Below are 19,410 nucleotides of genomic sequence, written 5' to 3' on the forward strand. Positions count from 1 at the left end.
GAGACTATCATGTCAGTACCGTGATCCAGAAGGCTGCGCCGGTTGAAGCTGTCGCACCAGTAGTTTGTCGCCTCGCACCATCCGGATCACCAACAATGGCGGTTGCGCGATGAAGGCCTGTATGCGTTTGAATTTGATCTTTGCAACGGTGGCAGCGGCACCTGCCTTTGCACAGTCGGGCGGACAGGATCTGGCATCGGCGGCCAACGATCCGACGGCGTCGCTGATGTCTTTCCAACTGCAGGACTTTTACGTTTCCGACTTTCACAACCAGAGCAGTGCCACGCAGAACACTCTCCAGTTTCGGGCGGCGATCCCGTTCATCCTCGGGTCGACGAACAACATCGCGCGGCTCACGCTGCCCTATATGACAGATACGCCATCAGGCCAAAGCGGTCTATCTGATGCGACATTGTTCAATCTGACCGTCTTCGACCAACCATGGGGGCGGTGGGGTGTCGGTGCGGTCGCACTGCTGCCGACCGGCAAAGAGGGGCTGAGCGCCGAAAAATGGGGGCTTGGTCCCGCAGTCGGTTTCACGGCGAGTCCAGCCTGGGGGCTTTGGGGGATCTTCAACCAGAACCTCTTGACGGTCGCGGGCGATGACGACCGCCCGGACGTGAACCTGTCAACCATCCAACCCATTGTGAACGTACCGATGGGTCAGGGGTGGTCCGCCGGGTTCTCGGATATGACGTTCGTCTACGACTGGGATGCAAACAAATTCACGTCCCTTCCCTTGGGGGTAAAGCTGTCAAAGCTCACCCACCCCGGTGCGGGTCGCGTGCCGGTACAGTATCAGTTCAGCTATGAACGCAACTTCTATGACGATGGGGTAGCGCCGCGCGACACCGTCGGCGTCACCGTAAAATTCCTTTTTCCAACAGGAGGCTGACTTGCGCCTATTCCTCATTTCCATCGTTGCAGCGGGCCTCGCCTGCTCTCAGGCCCTCGCTCAGGGCATTCCCGGTCCCGCTTCGGCTTTGAGCCGCGCCGAGGCGCGTGCCGCCAACCGCCAACCCGCGATCCCGCGCGCCGGGCAAGAGCAGGCGGCGGTCGAAAAACTCGCGGCTTTTGAGGCGCGGGTCGGCCAGAAACCCAATATCCTGATCTTCATCGTCGATGACATGGGGTACGGCGATCCGGGCGCGTTCGGCGGCGGCGAGATGATCGGCGCAGCAACGCCCGAGATGGATGCGCTTGCCGCTGAGGGGCTTAAGCTGACGTCCACCTACGCACAATACACCTGCACGCCGACGCGTGCGTCTGTCTATACCGGTCGCCTGCCTGCCCGCACCGGTTTGATCCGACCGATCCTTGCCGGTGACCAGATCAGCGTGAACCCGTGGGAGGGCGAGTTAACGGTCGCGGGGCTTCTCTCGGATGCGGGCTATCACACGATGCTTGTGGGCAAATGGCATATCGGTGAAACCGAGGGCATGCGTCCGCATGATGTCGGCTTTGACGAGTTCTATGGCTTCTACAAGGCGCAGAAGGAATATACGCAAGCCTATGACGAACGGCGCTTCCCGGACCTTGTGCTCGATCAGGACAAGTTTGACCGATACCAGTCCATAGGATCGAACAACGATCTGATCTACGGGCTGACGGACGGCACGACCGAAACCATTGAAACCATTACCTCGCCCGCGCAGATGGCCGAGGGTGACACGCGGCTGAAAGATTACACCGTTCAGCGCATTCGCGCGTTGGCCGAGGGTGGCCAGCCCTTTTACATCAGCCATTCCTTCATGAAGGTACATGCTGATAACTTTCCGTCCGAGGCGTTCAAAGGCGCCAGCGCCTCGAAGTTTCCCTATCGCGACAATATGGTCGAGGTAGACAGCCACATCGGCGAAATCGTCGACGCCCTTGAAGAGGTCGGCGCGCTCGACAATACGTTCATCTTCGTCACCTCCGACAACGGACCCCAAATGGATAGCTGGCCGGACAGTGGCTATACGCCGTTCCGGGGTGCCAAGGGTACGACCTGGGAAGGCGGGGTGCGCGTTCCGGGCATCGCCTATTGGCGCGGTATGATCGCGCCGGGCCGGGTGTCGGACGGGCTTTTCGATCTGATGGACCTTTTCGACACGTCGCTGGCGCTGGCGGGTGTCGATGCGGACGCGCTGCCGACAGACCGCTACTGGGACGGGGTCGATCAAAGCTCCTTTCTGCTGGTTGATGATGGCGAAAGCAGGCGCGAACATGTCTACAACTGGCTTGGCGCGACCCTCGCCGCGATGCGGATGCGTGAATACAAGGCCCATTTGCATGTGGCACTGGCGCAAGAGAAATTTCTCTGGATCGACATGGCAACGGTCGTGCCCACTGGCCTCGCGCCCTGGCTCTTTAACCTCTACGTGGACCCGAAAGAGGAATACCCCGTCGGCCACCGCATGAATGCATGGACTGCCTCGCTGGGTGCCGAAATGAAGGCCCATGCCGCTACCTTCCGCCTGTTCCCGCCCAAAGATCTCGGGCTTTGAAGTTCGACGAGACAAGGACGCTGCCGTGACACGAACAAGATTTGTAATCGCCGCTGTTATGCTTGCTCTTCTCGGTCTGCCGCCCATCGTGAGCGCCGACGATCGCACATTGTCGCTGCCGGATTTGTCAGGCTTGCAGGGGGAAGAAGCCCAAGCCTTCTACCTTGCGCTTGATGCCGTCATCTGGGGCTACCCGGTGGTCTTTTTCGAAGATCTCATGCGGGGGCGCGCGGCCCCGGATGCTGAGGAGAAAACCGGTAACCCGCGATCACAGGTGAATGAACTGGCCCGCGTGCGGCAGTTGCGCGGCCCCGAATATACACAGATTGCCACCCCCAATAACGACACGCTTTACATCCAATCCTTCATGGACCTCAGCAATGAACCCATGGTGCTGAGCGTGCCGGACGTTGAAGATGATCGCTATTATGCAATCCAGCTTTGGGATCCAAACGGCGATACCTTTGACTATGTGGGCACACTGACGACGGGGACCGACGCGGGGGCTTATGCGCTTGTGGGCCCGAACTGGATAGGCACGCTGCCCGACGGTCTGCTACGGATCGACAGCCCCTATGACAATGCGGTGTATTGGGGGCGCATTGGTGTGAAAGGTCCGGGCGATGTGGCCCGCGCCAATGAGATACAGGACGGGATGTGGATCACCCCATTGAGCGCTTACCCCACCGATACAGAAGTGCCTGTCGACACCGCGTTTTCACAAGCGCGTGTCGCCTATGCCCCGCCCACGGATTTGCCCGACAGTCTGCTCTTTTACGACAAGTTGGCCCATGCACTGCAATTCACGCCGCCCAAGCCGCAGCAAGATGCCGTATTCGCCGACAGTCTGGCGCAGATAGGTTTCACCGATGGCAACACCCGTTTTGACCCGACGATGTTGTCGGACGCGGAACGGTCAGGGCTGGCAAAAGCCTATCTCTTTGCCAATCACCTGATGGATGTGAACGCAGCCACAACGGGCGAAGAGGTCAATGGCTGGCGTTGGAGCCGGACGTCGGGGATCATGGGCACCGATTACCTGTTCCGGGCGACTTGGGCCAAATGGTTCACCGGCGGCAATCGGCCCGACGAAGCGATTTACATGGACGGTCGCACTGACACGGACGGGGCCGCGTTTGATGGGGCGAACAGCTACACCCTCCGGTTTGAAGGTGACGCCTTGCCCGGGGTGTCCGCCTTCTGGTCTTTGTCCATGTACGACGCGGGCAATGGCGCGTTTGTGGCCAACCCCACCAACCGCTATTCCATCGGCACCTACACACCGGGGTTGGTTTACGGCGATGACAGCTCCCTTACGATCACCATTCAGAACACCGCGCCGGAAGGGGATAGCGCCACATCCAACTGGTTGCCGGCGCCGGAGGGCGGATTTTACATGAACCTGCGTCTCTATGGCCCGGATGACGGTCTGGCAACTGGAACATGGGCGCCGCCCGCCGTGGAGAGGTCCAACCCGTGACATATGATAATCCTACACAATGCCGCCACAGCCTGACAGGCAGGATACCCATCGTCATGCGTAAACCTGCCATCGCTGCGATCATCGCGGCGGGCGTCGTGGGCGGTGGATCGCCTGCTTTCGCTGGAGAGGGCGGCGGCAGCCACTACGTTCCCGGCACACAAGGCGAGTTCCTGCTCGGCGTCTTCGGACCGGCGGGCGTCTACCTGCGCAACGACACATGGTTCTACGACTACGATGTCGGGGCCCATGTGCGAAACGGTCTCGCGGTAGGATCTGCCAATCAGCAGGCATGGCTCAACACGACCCGGCTGTCATGGCTGACCGATACCGAGGTTTTCGGCGCGCGTTATGGCGCGTCTGTTGTTCTGACCTATGTGCTCGACGCGGAAATTTCCGGGCAGGTCGTGACGGACCCCGGCGGCTTTACCCGCGGCAGGTCCATCTCCGGCTTTGCCGACCTCTACGTCGCGCCGGTCCTTTTGAACTGGTCGCAGGACAAGCATCATTTCACGTTCAAGCTTGGTGCCTACGCGCCGACTGGCAGCTTTGACCCGGACAAGGCGCTGAACACCAGTCGCAACTACTGGACCGCCGAAATCGGCGGCGCTTATAGCTGGTTCAATCCTCAATCCGGGTTCGAAGTCTCCGTGAATTTCGGGTATCTTCACAACTGGGAAAACCCGGATACAGATTATAGAACAGGCGAAGAAGTTCACCTCGACTGGACCGTCGCCCAACATGTCTCCAAGAGCTTCACCGCTGGCATCAGTGGATACTTCTACGCCCAAGTCGAAGCCGACGAGGGCAACGTGGTCGGCCCCTTGGACGCCTCGGACATCAAAGCGTGGAGCTACGGCATCGGTCCGGTGGCGCAATGGAATGTGCCCGTCGGAGGCACTTCTATCGGAGTCACCGCCAAGGCGCTCTTTGATATCGACGCCAAGGACCGGCTGTCCGGCAATCTCTACATGTTGTCCCTTTCCTATGCTTTCTGATCAAAGGACCACCCCATGTCTCATCTAACCTCGGTTCCCACGCTTTTCTCGGCCATCGCCGCAACGGTCCTTGCCGTCTCCGTCCAAGCGCAGGAGGCAGGCACCCCGAACGACGGCTCGGTCTTGCCGTTCCCGGAACAACCCATGGCAGGCACCACCGCCCGACGTCTTCAGGACAGCACGATGCAATGGCCCGACCCTGTAGAGCGTCTGCCAGAGAACGCACCGAACATCCTGATCGTCATGCTGGACGACGTGGGCTTTGGCATCCCTTCGACCTTCGGGGGAGCGGTGAGCACGCCGACCCTTGATGCGCTTGCCGCCGAAGGCATCTCGTTCACCAAGTTTCACACGACCTCGATCTGTTCGCCCACCCGTGCCGCGCTTCTCACAGGGCGCAACCACACGCGTGTCGGCTCCGGTACCATCGCAGAGCGTGCGGTGGCCTTTGACGGCTATACCGGCGTCATCCCCAAGGAGGCGGCGACCATCGCCGAGGTTTTGAAGGAATATGGCTACCACACCTCCGCCTTCGGTAAGTGGCACAACACGCCCGCGATCGAGACGACGGCAATCGGGCCAAAGGACCGCTGGCCGACCGGATACGGGTTCGAATATTTCTATGGGTTTCTTGGTGGCGAAACCTCGCAATGGGAGCCAAGACTGACGCGAAACCTCGACGCGGTCGAACCGCCCGTGGGCGACCCCGACTATCACCTGACCGAGGACCTCGTTGACGACGCGCTGCGCTGGCTGGACGATTACCGCGCCTTTGATCCGGATAAGCCTTTCTTCATGTACTGGGCCCCGGGCGGCGTGCATGGCCCGCACCACATCTTCCCCGAATGGGCTGACAAATATGACGGCCAGTTTGACGACGGCTGGGACGCCTACCGCGAAACCACGTTCCAGCGGCAACTGGAGATGGGTGTGATCCCCGAGGGCACGCAACTGACCCCGCGCGACAAGACGCTGGAAGGCTGGAACGATATCCCTGCGGATCAACACGACTTCCAGACGCGGCTGATGGAAATCTTCGCCGGTTTCGTTGAACATACCGATACGCAGGCCGGTCGGCTGATCGACGGGCTGGATGACCGGGGCCTGCGCGACAATACCCTGATCTTCTACATTTTCGGTGACAACGGATCCTCCGCCGAAGGCCAACGCGGCTCGATCAGCGAACTTCTGGCGCAGAACAACGTCCCCAACACGATCGAACAGCAACTTGAGGCGCTCGATCAGATCGGCGGGATCGAGGAGCTGGGCGGCCCGCGCACCGACAACATGTACCATGCGGGCTGGGCCTGGGCGGGGAGCACGCCGTTCAAGGGCACCAAGTTGATGGGCGCTTATTTTGGCGGCACACGCAATCCGATGGTCGTCAACTGGCCGGGCCGGGTCGTTCATGATGGCGAAATGCGCACCCAGTTTCACCATGTCGTCGACATCGCCCCGACGGTCTACGAGTTGCTCGACATCCCGCATCCCGACGTCGTCAATGGCTTCTCCCAGATGCCCATGGACGGCGTCAGCCTCGCGTATACTTTCACGGATGCAAAGGCCGCGCCGCAGAAGTCCGAACAGTTCTTTGACAACAACGGCAGCCGCGGAATTTATCTGGACGGCTGGTTCGCGGGCACCTTTGGGCCTTTCACGCCATGGGACAGCGCAGGTTCGGCTGCCGGGATCGCTGATTGGGATTCCGACAACGACGTTTGGGAACTTTACAACCTGACGGAGGATTTCAGTCAGGCCAATGATCTGGCGGCGGATATGCCGGACAAGCTGGCCGAGCTGCAAGCCCGGTTTCTGGAGGTGGCGGAGGACAACAAGGACTTTCCCATCGGGGCGGGCAACTGGCTGCGCATCCATCCCGAGGATCGGATCACCTCGGCCTATGACAGCTGGACCTTCGGACCCGAGACCAAGCGGATGCCCGAGTTCGCAGCACCGGGCATCGGTCGTCAGTCGACCCGCGTGATCATCGATGCCGAGTTCGGCGAGGCCGCGAACGGCGTGCTCTACGCAGTCGGCGGCGCTGGCGGCGGCCTGTCCGTCTATGTCGAGGATGGTGTGCTGACTTATGAGTACAACGTGCTCATCATCGAAAACACGCAGGTAAAGACCGATCCGATTCCGGCAGGTCGGCACAAGATCATTATCGACACGACAATCGCGAAACCCGCAGCGGCGGCGGATGTACTCATCAAGATCAATGGCGAAGAGGCGGCAACCGTTCAGGTGCCCCGCACCGTGCCGGCAGCCTTCACCGCGACCGAGAGTTTCGATGTCGGTCGCGACCTCGGTTCGCCCGTGTCTTTGAGCTATGAAGAAAGCCGTCCCTTCGCCTTCGATGGCACTATTCACAACGTGCAGATCACACAGGGAGCCGCATTGGACGATTGATGAAAAGTCCGATAATCCAACGTGAATGGAACGATGGAGGTCGAACGCCGGGTCGGCATTGGGATGCGCGCTCGCAAGACTTCTATGTCTATCGCTCTTCTGGTTAGCTGGACGGTCGCCAAGGTCACGTTTGCGACGGAATTGATCCTAATGGAGCGTGGCACTTTTCAGATGGGATCAGACCGGCAGTACCGTGAAGAACTCCCTGTAGCAGAGGTGGCCGTCGACCCTTTCATGATCGGTCGTATCGAAGTCACCAGCCCGGTTCAGAGCTTTCGTTGAAGTAACGGGCTATGTGACCACAGTCGAAAGGGCCTTGCGCGCCGATCCCAACGGATGGTGGCGGTGGTTTATCGGTGCGAATTGGCGCGCGCCGGAGGGTCCGGGAAACTTGACGCCCACATTCCTTCGGCTCCCGTTCGCCTTCAGACGCAACGGTTGCATTAACTGAGTTTCCTGGCCGTTGCGAGCCTTCGAAAGCTACGTTTCGGTCGTCAGGCCCGTCTCCAAAATCCACCTCTTCGATCACCTTTGCGTGGCTATTGGCTTTGTCAGAAATAACCGTCACGGGCTTTTAGTAGCGGACGGCATCACTTGTCTGGCGCATAAAGGCCCTTGCAGCACTTCGGGCTGTCAGCCGGAATCAATCATTTGAGCAAGATGATCGACAGCCCGCCCAAGGTAGCACCATCTGCTGTTTGCTCGGACATATGTTTTCATCTATGTGCCACGGAAGATCGCGCGCATCGCGGTATGACTGCGGGCATATGCAAAACCAGCGGACGGCCAGCAGGATTATACCCTTCGGAAAGCAGCGCCGCTTGAACATGTCTCAATGGGACATGACCTACTATCAAATGCCCTAAATCACACGCCGTCGCATACTCAATATAACAGTGCCTCTTCAGTCCTGTCGCCCAAGATCTTCCACCGGTTGCGGACGATGACAACGCCGTCATCCGCGGTTTCCGTCACGCTGTTCACGCCCGCATCCGTGCGTGGTCGGGATCATAGGGTGATGGGGTGATGACCTCGGCTGCGACCAGTTCACCGCAGAGGTCCAGTTGCATGACGCGGCCAATCTCGGCCATGTCCGGCATGACAAAGGCATAGGCCAGATTCAGGCCCACGCGATAGCCCCAATCACCCGAGGTAATGGTGCCGACAACCGTATCGCCTTGCATCAAAGACGCGCCGCCATGGGCTGGTGTCGTCGTGCTGCCGATCTTTAGGGTCACAAGTTTGCGGGTGGGTCCGTGTGCCATGCGCTTTTGCAAAGCCTCCTGACCGATGAACGGGCCCTTTTCTGGTTTCACGAACCTGTCCAGCGCCGTCTCAAACGGATCGAATTCGGTAAGAAGGTCCGCTTTCCAATGCATGAAACCCTTTTCCATCCGCATCGAGTCGACCGCACGTGCGCCAAAGAGCGTGAGGCCATGCGGCTGTCCCGCTGCGCGCAGCGCAAGATAGACGGCGTAGAGCGACGCGTTCGGCACGTGGATTTCATAGGCAAGCTCGCCCGAGAAACTGACGCCCAAAACGGTGACCGGAGAGAACCCGATGAAAGCTTCGCGCACCGACAACCATGGAAAGGCGGCTTTGGACCAATCGCCGCGCGCGCAGGCTGACAGCACGTCACGCGCTTTGGGACCTGCCAGCACAAGGATCGTTTGATCGTTGGTCAGACTGCTGATTTGCACGTCTTCGTCGGCACCCAAATGCGCGGTCAGCCAATCCATGTCGTGATATTCAGATGCCGCCGCCGACCCGTACCAAGTCCGCGCAGGCCCCCGGTCAGAGGCGGGGATATTGGCAACAGTCGCCTCACCCTTGATCTTGCCGTGGTGGTTCAGCAGATAGCCAAGGCCGACCCGGCCATCCTTTTTGGTGACTGCACCGCAAAACATCCGATCCAAAAAGCGGTGTCGGTCCGCACCGGTGATCTCGAAACGGTTAAAACCATTGACCTCACACAGGCCGACATTTTCCTGCACATTGCGGACTTCTTCACCGATGACGTCGAAGGCTTCGTCAAAATTGAAGCTGAGGGTCGGGTGGAAGTCCGGCGACGGCTTGATGTAGTCGACCCGCTCCCAGCCATTCACAACCGTGAACTCTGCCCCTTCCGCCGCCATGATCGGTGTCAGCGGCGTCGTTTTGGCATTGCGACCGGCAGGGCGATGCTCATGCGGGAAGTGAAAGCGGAATTCGTTCTGATAGTCCTCAATGGCCTTCAATGCCGTCAGTTCGACATTGGTATGTCCGGTAAAGCGGCGCGGGTCGATGACCCATGTGTCGTATTGCGCTTCGCCATGCACGATCTGTTGCGCGAGCAGCCAACCATGGCCGCCCCCTTCGCCCACACCCGCGCGCAAGCCGATGATACAGTAGGCATTGCGCTTGCCGGGGATTGGACCGACCAACGGCGCGCCGTCGATGGTATAGGTGATCGGGCCGTTCACGACGCGTTTGATGCCAACTTCGGCCAAGGCAGGCATCCGTTCAAACGCGCCCTCAAGGACGTCCATCACGCGGTCAAGGTCATCAGGGCACAGATCATTGGCAAAGCTCGGGCTGATGCCATCCATGCCCCATGTTTTACAGTCCTGTTCGTAGAACCCTACCAAGAGGCCGTTCTTTTCCTGTCGCGAATAATAGTCAGAGATCGGGCAACGCAGCAGCGGCATGCGGTGGCCGGCCTCTGCGATGGCCGGGATGTCTTCGGTGACGAAATACTGATGTTCCATGGAGGCGACGGGGTGATGCACACCCATCATGCCCCCAACTTCATTCACGCGGTAGCCGCAGGCGTTCACGACGATATCAGCATCAATGCTGCCCTTGTCCGTCTCAACCGTCCACGTGTCATCTTTGTGCTGCGTCAGCGCGGTGACATTCGTATGGCGATAGACTTCTGCACCGGCTTTGCGCGCGTGAAAGGCCAGCGCCTGGCACAGCTGCGCGGGATCGATGTCACCGTCCTCGCCATCCCACAGACCGCCCAACAGGTTGTCCGTTGAAATCAGCGGATGACGGCGTGCGCATTCCTCAGCATCGATCACTTCAAAGGTCGTGCCCATGCCCTTCGCCATTGAGGCAAAATGACGGTAGGCCTGCATTTGTTCGGGTGTATTGGCCAGCCGGATGCCGCCGTCGCCGTGGTGATAGCCAACGGGATACTCAGGATCGTCGCGCAGTTTCTTATACAGCTGGATGGAGTGGGTTTTGAGTCCCACCATCGTCTGGTTCATGCCGAAGTTTGTCACCTGCGCCGCTGAATGCCATGTAGTGCCCGAGGTCAGCTCATCGCGTTCAATCAGAACGACGTCGGACCAGCCCTCTTTGGTCAGATGATACAGTGTTGAGCATCCGGCGATTCCGCCACCGATGACCACAACCTTCGTGCGTGATTTCATGTCTGTCCCCTGAGATTTAATGCGATGGAACAGAGCAATAATTTCCGTGCTGATACAAGATTCGGGCATCTAATCTCATAAAATAGGAAATCAATTTCGATTAACCCGAATTTATGACAGTTCTGTTGCGGTAAACATCGCAACAGGGTGTTCTACTGAAACAGGTTATCGGGGACTGAACAGCATGGGCAGTGCGACAACGCGCGCAGGACGCCAAAAGCGGCTGGCACAACGTGCAGCTAAGCCTGTGGTCGACCCTTGTCCGCCGGGGCAAACCGGTGGCACCTATAAACCACTGCGCGACGATGAACTGCAGAGCATTTACGATACTGCGCTGAAACTCCTCGCAAATCTTGGTCTGGGGGAGGTGCCAGAGCGGTTGCGCATCGATCTTTTGGCAGCAGGTGCCAAGGATGGTGCACCCGGTCGCATCACCTTCCCGCCCCGGCTTGTCGAAGAAGCGATCAATCAGGCACCAACCTCTTTTGTCCTTCATGGTCGTGACGCGGCCCGCTCGATTACGGTGGGCGATGAGGCGGTGCATTTCGGGACTGGCGGGGCTGCGGTGCAAACACTGGATGTGGACAGTCGGCTCTACCGCCCTTCGACGCTCCAAGACCTGCATGATTTTACGCGCTTGCAAGACACTTTGCCCAATATCAGCTGGTACACCCGGTGCTGCGTGGCAACAGACATCGCGGATAGTTTTGATCTCGACGTGAACACTGTCTACGCCCTGTTGAAGAACACAACCAAACCGACCGCGACGTCTTTTACCTTGGCCGGGCATGTCGCCCCCATCGTCGAGATGTTGGACATTGCGGCGGGTGGTGCTGGCGAATTCGCCAAACGGCCCTTCATGAAGGCCCACATCAGCCCGATCATTTCGCCCATGCGGTTTGGCGAAGACGCGGTTGATGTCGTCTATCAATGCGTCGCACACAACATCCCAATGTCCTGCATCACCGCTGCCCAAGCCGGTGCGACGGCACCTGCCACGATGGCGGGGTTTTTGGCGCAATCGCTGGCCGAAACTCTTGCCAGCCTTGTGATGGTCCACGCGATCCAACCCGGATATCCGATGATCTTTTCCAATTGGCCTTTGGTGATTGATCTGCGTACCGGTGCATTCGCGGGCGGCAGTGGGGAAACGGCGGTGCTGAATGCCGCCTCTGCGCAACTGTCCAACTGGCTGGGGCTGGTGTCTGGCGTGGCCTGTTCCATGACAGATGCCAAAGCCATCGACGCCCAATACGGCGCTGAAAAGGGGCTGACATCCATGGCGGCAGCCCTCGCGGGGGGCAATTTGATTTACGAGAGTTCAGGTATGACGGCATCCTTGCTGGGGGTAAGTTTTGAGGCGTTCATTCTGGATGATGAAATGCACTCGAACACCTACCGCGCGTTGCGGGGTATCGAGGTGTCGACAGACAACATCGGATACGACGCCATTCTGGAGGCGGTGCTTGGGGATGGGCATTTTCTGGGCAGCGCACAAACCTTGGCGGCGATGGAGCGAGACTACTTTTACCCGACACATGCCGACCGTGAACAGCTGCGCACTTGGGCGGAAAACGGGGCCAAGGATGCATGGAGCGTGGCCAATGAGCACGTGCGCGCGGTTTTGAGCACCCATAAGCCCGCTTACCTGTCACCGGATCAGCAGCGCGAAATCAAAGCGCGCTTCAACATCTTGCTGGACTAAACCTGGTCTATCAGAGTGAACTGATCCTTGAGCCACGGAATGGCGCGATGCGTCTGTGCAATCACCTGCTGGCTCAATTCACTGCGCAGCTTGTGGCTGACCAGATCGATGACGGACCGGGCACAATCCGGGCTGGTAATTAAGGACAGGGTGCGCCCGAAACTCTTGCCCGGAAAAGGGTGCATTTGCAGCTTGGGCTGAAACCGTCTTGCACGGGAGAACAGCAAAGGTGTCGTGATGGTCCAACCGGCACCCGCCGCGACCATCGCCATTAGTGTCTGGTTGTTCCCACATTCAAATTTGTTGGGCAATTCGACCCCCAAGCGGCGCAATTGTGCTTCGATCTGAGCCGCGATGATCAGGTCACTCGAGAATTGCAGGAACGGCAGCTTGGTGTGCCCGGCAACGATATCAGGCAGAGAAGACTCCGCGGACTTTGGTAAAACCGCAACGAAAGGGTCACGCAGCAGTGGCCAGTCGATCAGGTCGTTCAAGGATTTTGCGGGCGAGGTTACAATGCCCAGATCCAACTCCCGATGGCGCAGCATCTTGACGATCTCATGGCTGGTGCCGGTATGGTAGAGGAAGTTGCAGTCGGGCATCTTCTGGGAAAGATGAACAGCAAGTTCTGGTGTGACATCGCTGTCCAGATCCTCGATCGTGCCGACGCGCAGATAAGAAGCATCCGCAACATTGCCCGAAGATGCCTCTGCCGTTGCCTTGCGAATACCCTGCATCGCCTGAGCAATATTGCGCAGAAAGTTACGGCCCGTCGGCGTCAAAACCATCGGCCTGCGGGCGTGATCAAACAGGGCTACGCCGAGATGTTCTTCGAGGCTGCGCAAATGATGGGAAACCGTGCTGACAGACAACCCCGTCTCATTGGCCGTCGCCTGCAAAGAATGTGTCCGTGCATAGGTCTGGAAAAGCTCAAGCCACTTCAGGCTGAGATCTTTGTGAGAAGAGGGTGTCGCCATAGGAGCATCTGTCCGGTCCGAATCCGTCTCGCAGATACATCGCGTAAATCAGCGCACAACGCCAATCAAATCGGAAATGTGGACAAAGCCAACAGGTCAAAGGCTTCCCACTTTTTTGCAGCATAACCCAATGCTAGAAGCTACTCCGGTACTTGCCCGTGCGACAACCCAGAGCGGGTATCTGGCTTAACCTAAGATGAACTCTATAAGCATATTATATGCGCATAATTGACGGGTATATTTATTAAGTGTAATTTCATTCAAGGAGGCCATCACATGAACTCTCATACACGGAAGCCTACAAATCTGTCGTTGGACGCTGCTTTGCTTGCAGAAGCCAAGGCGCTGAAAGTCAATCTGTCTCGCGCGGCAGAGGACGGGGTTCGAAGTGCAGTTTCAGCAGCTAAGTCGGAACAATGGAAAGTTGAGAATGCGGCCGCTATTCGAAGCTCTAACGCATACGTCGAGAAGAATGGCTTGCCACTTGATCGATACCGCCAGTTCTGATGCCCAAATATGATGTGTATCCCAGCCCATCCGGCGACGGCTATTTATTAGATGTCCAAACGGATCTGCTCAGCGATCTGAACACCCGCGTGGTGGTGCCATTGCTCCCACCGTCAAAAGCACCAAAACCGGCGACGAGACTGAACCCTGTCTTTGAGCTTGATGGTAAGTCAGTGGTAATGGTCACACAGTTTATGGCGGCTGTACCGACCAGCATGCTTAATTCCGCCGTTGGAAAACTCGATGAAGAGTTTGAGAAAGTTACGGCTGCGGTCGATATGCTGATGCAGGGTTTTTAAGTACCAGCACACTGCCGGTAAGTGGGAGCGACAGCCGAGAGTGTTAGCCTGTAATGAACATTATGTTATGAAATGCCAAAAGGCGGAGGCGGGACGAAATCATAGCATGCCCGCTCTAATCTACTGCGACCGTGGCCTTTGTGCCGAGTGGCTCTGGACCTTACGGTCTGCCAGTAGTTTCCCCGCCCTTGACCTCAGTCAGCAATAAGCAGGATGTGCATGAACCGCGGGCCATGCGCGCCGCGTACGTTCCGCGCCTCGATGTCAGCGGTGCCGCTGGTGCCTGTGATGATGTTACAACTCCGGCCTTGTTTTGTGCGGGTTGTTCCGAAGGTGTCAAAGATGTCTTCCATATAGGCCTTGATTGTACTGTTGCGTACAACGGCCAAATGGTGGAGCGGCAGGAAGTTCAACAGGACGGGTGCGTCGGGTCCGGTGAAAAACACGAGTGAGCCGGTCTCGGCAATCCCGGCATCTGCAAAAGTAATAGCGACAGGCTCGTTCATCTGAGCATGATCCACGGTTTCCAGACCGGACCAGTTCAGGTTTGTGAGACACTCTTTGGGTTGCACCGCAATTTTTGGTTTGAGGTCCTTGACTGTCAGGTAGGCAGAAACTGCCGTGGGAATATCTGACAGAGACGATAGTTTTTCGACGGTGGCCGTCACAGTTTCGGAGGTCGCTTTTTCGATGAAACGTGCGTCTAAGGGCTGTGGTGCTATTTCTGCGCGATATCCGTCGGGCTCGGAAATCAGCTCTGCGGCGAGGGCATCAATCTCCGCTTTGGACCCCGCTTCCGTCGCTGCGTCAATTTTGGCGAGAATACTGTCGCGCGACATGCTTTACCTCTGTTGCTTGCGATATTGCTGCATGAATGTGCCCGCCTCGGGCTGTGGTAAGTCGCGGGTACGGGTCCAGCCACCGGCGAAAGGCACTGCACTGATTTTTCCCTGCCCGCGCGCCAGAACACGCAACATGATATTCGCGATCGTCGTACAAAAATGATAAAGTGCGGGCCGTGTCGCCAACATCGCCCAGAGCTTGAGGCTCCATTTGGCTTTAGGCGTCACCATTCCGCTCTCAAACTGGCGCGCGCGCAAGGACCGCAGCATGTCGGGCAGGGGTATATTGACCGGGCAGACTTCTTTGCAACGGCCGTTCAACGTACAGGCATTAGGTAAGTCTTTCGACCCCTTCAAACCCGTCATGGCGGGTGTCAGCACCGATCCCATCGGCCCCGGATAGACCGCGCCATAAGCGTGACCACCAACGGTCGCATAGACCGGGCAATGGTTCATGCAGGCCCCACAGCGAATGCATCGCAACATGGGTCGCAGGAAGTCTGACAGCATGTCTGAGCGATGATTGTCCACCAGAACGATATGCAGGTTCTCGGGGCCATCCCGGTCGCCTGCCCGCTTCGGGCCATTATAAAAAGTCGTGTATTGCGTGATTTCAGTGCCAATGGCGGCACGGGACAACAGCCTGATGAAAACGGCAGCATGTTTCAGGCTGGGCACCATTTTTTCGATACCGACGGTCACGATATGGGTTTTGGGGGGCGTCGTGGTCAGCTCCGCATTGCCCTCGTTGGTGATGGTCACAAAGGATCCGGTATCCGCGATCAGAAAATTTGCACCCGAAATCGAGATATCGGCATTCATGAACTTGGGGCGCAATTCGCGTCGCGCACTTTCAACGAGCGAGGGAATGTCTTGCTTGGTGCCCGGATCCTGGTGCTTTTGCGCAAAGAGCTCGGCAACCTGTTCGTGTGTTTTGTGCATCGCTGGCATCACGATATGAGACGGCGGGTCACCGGCCAGCTGGATAATATGTTCTGCAAGATCGGTTTCGATCCGCTCAACCCCGGCTTCGGTGAGGGCTTCCGCGATGCCGATTTCCTCGCCCAGCATCGATTTTACGCGCGTGGCAGTCTTGGCGTTCTCAGCCCGGCAAATGTCGGTCACGATCCGGCGCGCATCTTCTGGTGTTGCCGCCCAATGCACCTGCGCCCCATTTGCCCGCGCGTTTTCCTCAAATTGGCGCAGATAATGGCCCAGATGGTCCAGCGTGTGGTCTTTGATCTTTTGCGCCGTTTCGCGGGCCTTGGCGTATTGGGGAAACGCATCGATGACCTTTGCGCGTCGGGTGCGCAGCAGCGTTGTGGTGCGATCAAGGGCGGTTTTCAGCGTCGGCTCAGCCAGCGCGCGCCTGACGTTTTCGTTAAAGAGGCGAGAGGTTTGTTCCATCTGAATGCCCTATTTCAGCCTGGGCGCACAGATGCCCGGCCCATCTGCCATGCCAGCCAGAACTTCAATGGTATGAAACACCCGCACATCGCGCCCTTCCCGGCTGAGCTTTCCAGCCATATTCATCAGGCAACCCATGTCACCGCCGAGCAGCGTATCGGCCTGTGTCGCTTTGATCTTGTCGGTTTTGTCACTCACGATCGCCGTGGAAAGCTCGGGGTATTTTACGCAGAATGTGCCGCCAAAGCCGCAGCATTCGTTGTTGCCTTCCAAGGGAACAATGGACAGCCCCTGCACATGAGCAAGCAGCGCACGCGGTTGATCGTGCACACCGAGATCCCGAAGGCCCGAACAGCTGTCGTGATAGGTGGCGGTGCCCTGATAGGTGGCCTTGGGCGTGTAATTCATTACGTCGCTCAGAAAGCTGAGCACTTCCCATGTTTTCGCGCAGACCGCCTTTTGGCGGCTCTGCCACGCCGGATCATCCTGAAAAAGCTCGGCGTAGTGGCTTCGGATCATGCTCGCACAGGACCCGGACGGCACCACGAGATAGTCATAGGGTTCAAAGGCTTCGATCACCTGCTTGGCGATGGCCTTGGTTGTGGCGTCATCGCCGCTGTTAAAGGCAGGTTGGCCACAGCAGGTCTGCGCCGTTGGCACCTCGACAATGCATCCGGCGTCCTCCAGCAGCTTGAGGCTTGCAAACCCGATATTGGGGCGCATGGAATCCACGATGCAGGTTACGAAAAACCCGACGTGGGGACCGCGGTTGTTTTTCATGAACGGCTCCTGATTGCGCGCTGCGAACGTCTTCTTGCCAAGACGCTCTCAACGCCATGGTGGTACATAATCTCTGCCACGACAACCGTTAGCTGTTGTGAAGGGGTGGATGGGAAACGTCTAATTTACTTAGCCGCCGCCGTGTGATCCGCGCCACAGCCGCAAGGCGCGCCGTAGTATCGCTCTCGCGAGGTTTTTCCGATACCGGGATTGAACGAATTCGTCGGATCAAGCGTTTTGTAATGATTGGCCAGCGCGGGTTTCGCCGCATAAAGGTGCCCGACGTTATGCTCTGCAGGGTATTCGGCGCCGCGCGTGTCCAGCAGGGCGAGCATCTGTTTTTTCAGCGCCTTAGGATCGCACCCTTTTTTGACCACATAGTCCTGATGAAAGACGTGGCAGAAGAAATGGCCATAATACATCTTGGCGACCAATTGATCCTCGATTTCGGGCGGTAGCGTCTCGACCCAGTTACGGTCGTTCCGTTTCAGCGCGATATCAAGTGCGAGAATATCCTCCGTCGTGCCGGGATGGACCGCATGATACCGGATCGCGGCGCCCGCAGCGGCAAACCGATGCAACATCGCCTTCTTGGTCTCTTTGGGATCGCAGGCAAACCAGCCGTCAGGCCCAACCGTGTCATTCAGGATGCTTTCGGTCCCGGCGATGCTGTGCGCGCTGACCTTGAGGATCAGGTGGTGTTCGAAGCGCGCGCGAAAATCCATCATCCGTTTGGGCAAGGCTTCCGGCAGGATGTTCGAGGCGATCTGCATCACCCGATCGACCAGATTTGCGGGCAGAAACGGAACCTTGGCAAAGCGCGCATCCATCGCGCCCTTCATGGCGAAAATCCTGGGCAGAAAATCTGTCCCCAGCCAGTTGATCATCAGCAGCGTATCTTTGCCGTATTTGCGGGCAATATCGAAACACTCGCGGTGCAGATATTCACCGCTGATCGGCAGTTCAGGCAATTCCGTCAGGGCCCGCCTGCGCAATTCGGTCAGCTGCGCGGGATCGGTCGTGCCGACGTAATATACCTTTTCACCTGTCGCGATGGGGAAGGTATCCAGCCGCACCGCAAAAACCGCGAGCTTTCCGGCACATCCGGAGGCTTCGTGCAAGGTGCGGGGATCGGCATTGAACCTTGCAGGGCTATCGGCGTCCACATCGCTGACCCGTTCGGGGTAGCCTGCATCCGAGGCGCGGCCCGCATCCTCGCTGAGGTCCGTGTCGCTGAATGCGCCTCTATCGATCCGCGTCAGAATTTCATCAGGACTGTTGCCGAGGTTGATGCCGAGATGATTGACCAGTTCAAGCTGCCCTTCATGGGTGATCTGCGCATAGAGTGACAGTTCCGTATAGGCAGGCCCCCGCTGCACGAGCGAACCACCGGAGTTGTTGCACACACCGCCCATGATGGACGCGCCAATGCAGGACGATCCGATCACGGAATGGGGTTGGCGACCATAGGGCGCAAGCTGTTTTTCAAGACCGAAAAGCGTGCCACCGGGCAGGCTGACGATCTGCTGTCCGTCACGCAGCAGGTGGATGCGATCCAGTCGCAACGTGGACAGGATCACAACATCGCGGTCATACGTCCCTTTTGGCGTTGAGCCTTCGGTCAGACCGGTGTTGGCAGCCTGCATGATCAGGATCTTGTCCGCTGCCACGCAGGCTTTGAGGATCTCCCACATCTCGACCAGCGATCCCGGTACAACGACGGCGATTGCGTCCCCCTCCCCCGACCGGAATCCTTTACGGTATCGTTCGGTTTGGCGATCCCCGGTCAAAACATGCCGGGGACCAGCGATGGTTTTGAGTTTTGCAATCAGATCGTCATTTGTCATAGGTCTGCTCCTTGCGACTGGATCGGGCGGCGACCATGTCACACGATAAATTATCGGAAAATCTGACATTCGACGCAATAGCCGCAGCGTCGCAGGTGGTTTGCCACGCTGGGCCATCAGCCGATCGGCGCACCGTCATCATTTATCTGACACAGGGAACGGCGCGCGCGGCTTGCAAATGATCGTGCTGCAACAGATGCCCTCTTTTGCGTTGGTACTTTATGTTGCGCGCAGCAGGAGGATCTCATGCGCGT

At 58.0% G+C, this 19,410-nt stretch carries 15 protein-coding genes; 9 read left to right on the top strand and 6 right to left on the bottom strand.

Translation table 11 applies throughout. The annotated features are described in order from the left end of the window. Positions 1-121: 121 nt before the first annotated feature. The 6 genes from K5Q35_RS20255 to K5Q35_RS20280 all read left to right on the top strand — a co-directional run bounded on the left by K5Q35_RS20255 (position 122) and on the right by K5Q35_RS20280 (position 7,658). Positions 122-895, top strand: a complete 774-nt coding sequence (locus K5Q35_RS20255; RefSeq protein ID WP_220801143.1) for a hypothetical protein — start codon at positions 122-124, stop codon at positions 893-895. 1 nt (position 896) lies between these two features. After that, positions 897-2,489 (top strand): arylsulfatase, encoded by a 1,593-nt coding sequence (locus K5Q35_RS20260; RefSeq protein ID WP_220801144.1) that lies wholly within the window; start codon positions 897-899, stop codon positions 2,487-2,489. 25 nt (positions 2,490-2,514) lie between these two features. Beyond that, the gene (locus K5Q35_RS20265; RefSeq protein WP_220801145.1) at positions 2,515-3,969 is read left to right on the top strand and encodes a DUF1254 domain-containing protein; all 1,455 of its coding nucleotides are present in this window, start codon (positions 2,515-2,517) and stop codon (positions 3,967-3,969) included. A 56-nt stretch (positions 3,970-4,025) separates the two neighbouring features. Beyond that, positions 4,026-4,967, top strand: a complete 942-nt coding sequence (locus K5Q35_RS20270) for a transporter (RefSeq protein WP_220801146.1) — start codon at positions 4,026-4,028, stop codon at positions 4,965-4,967. A gap of 15 nt (positions 4,968-4,982) precedes the next feature. After that, positions 4,983-7,376: an arylsulfatase gene (locus K5Q35_RS20275; protein WP_220801147.1), complete on the top strand. Its 2,394-nt coding sequence runs from the start codon at positions 4,983-4,985 to the stop codon at positions 7,374-7,376. Positions 7,377-7,460: 84 nt separating this feature from the next. Beyond that, entirely contained in the window at positions 7,461-7,658 is a 198-nt protein-coding gene (locus K5Q35_RS20280; protein ID WP_158308179.1) for an SUMF1/EgtB/PvdO family nonheme iron enzyme, read from the top strand. A gap of 698 nt (positions 7,659-8,356) precedes the next feature. On the opposite strand, the gene K5Q35_RS20285 is transcribed toward K5Q35_RS20280, so the two are convergent. Next, positions 8,357-10,792, bottom strand: coding sequence for an FAD-dependent oxidoreductase (locus K5Q35_RS20285; protein ID WP_220801148.1), 2,436 nt, complete (start codon positions 10,790-10,792; stop codon positions 8,357-8,359). Positions 10,793-10,976: 184 nt separating this feature from the next. Between K5Q35_RS20285 and K5Q35_RS20290 the strand changes: the two genes are divergently transcribed. Next, complete coding sequence (locus tag K5Q35_RS20290) at positions 10,977-12,497, top strand: trimethylamine methyltransferase family protein (RefSeq protein ID WP_220801149.1); 1,521 nt, start codon at positions 10,977-10,979, stop codon at positions 12,495-12,497. Here K5Q35_RS20290 and K5Q35_RS20295 read toward each other — a convergent pair. Then, positions 12,494-13,474 (bottom strand): LysR family transcriptional regulator, encoded by a 981-nt coding sequence (locus K5Q35_RS20295; protein ID WP_013984607.1) that lies wholly within the window; start codon positions 13,472-13,474, stop codon positions 12,494-12,496. The two genes, K5Q35_RS20290 and K5Q35_RS20295, sit on opposite strands and share 4 nt — an antisense overlap. A 276-nt stretch (positions 13,475-13,750) precedes the next feature. Here K5Q35_RS20295 and K5Q35_RS20300 point away from each other — a divergent pair, with 276 nt between their 5' ends. Both K5Q35_RS20300 and K5Q35_RS20305 read left to right on the top strand, forming a co-directional pair. Beyond that, positions 13,751-13,981 (top strand): type II toxin-antitoxin system CcdA family antitoxin, encoded by a 231-nt coding sequence (locus K5Q35_RS20300; RefSeq protein WP_013984606.1) that lies wholly within the window; start codon positions 13,751-13,753, stop codon positions 13,979-13,981. Next, positions 13,981-14,280 carry a CcdB family protein gene (locus tag K5Q35_RS20305; protein ID WP_044025792.1) on the top strand — a complete coding sequence of 100 codons (300 nt, stop codon included), beginning with the start codon at positions 13,981-13,983 and terminating at the stop codon, positions 14,278-14,280. The genes K5Q35_RS20300 and K5Q35_RS20305 overlap by 1 nt, the downstream gene beginning before the upstream one ends. Positions 14,281-14,474: 194 nt before the next feature. Here K5Q35_RS20305 and K5Q35_RS20310 read toward each other — a convergent pair whose 3' ends face one another. The 4 genes from K5Q35_RS20310 to dld all read right to left on the bottom strand — a co-directional run bounded on the left by K5Q35_RS20310 (position 14,475) and on the right by dld (position 19,156). Further along, the gene (locus tag K5Q35_RS20310) at positions 14,475-15,119 is read right to left on the bottom strand and encodes an LUD domain-containing protein (RefSeq protein ID WP_220801150.1); all 645 of its coding nucleotides are present in this window, start codon (positions 15,117-15,119) and stop codon (positions 14,475-14,477) included. Positions 15,120-15,122: 3 nt separating this feature from the next. After that, positions 15,123-16,529 carry a LutB/LldF family L-lactate oxidation iron-sulfur protein gene (locus K5Q35_RS20315; RefSeq protein ID WP_220801151.1) on the bottom strand — a complete coding sequence of 469 codons (1,407 nt, stop codon included), beginning with the start codon at positions 16,527-16,529 and terminating at the stop codon, positions 15,123-15,125. Positions 16,530-16,538: 9 nt separating this feature from the next. Further along, positions 16,539-17,309 carry a (Fe-S)-binding protein gene (locus K5Q35_RS20320; RefSeq protein WP_220801152.1) on the bottom strand — a complete coding sequence of 257 codons (771 nt, stop codon included), beginning with the start codon at positions 17,307-17,309 and terminating at the stop codon, positions 16,539-16,541. Between the two features lie 125 nt (positions 17,310-17,434). Beyond that, positions 17,435-19,156 carry a D-lactate dehydrogenase gene (gene dld / locus K5Q35_RS20325; protein WP_220801153.1) on the bottom strand — a complete coding sequence of 574 codons (1,722 nt, stop codon included), beginning with the start codon at positions 19,154-19,156 and terminating at the stop codon, positions 17,435-17,437. Positions 19,157-19,410: the final 254 nt, after the last annotated feature.

This window comes from Roseobacter sp. OBYS 0001 (assembly GCF_019654895.1).
Taxonomy (GTDB): domain Bacteria; phylum Pseudomonadota; class Alphaproteobacteria; order Rhodobacterales; family Rhodobacteraceae; genus Roseobacter; species Roseobacter litoralis.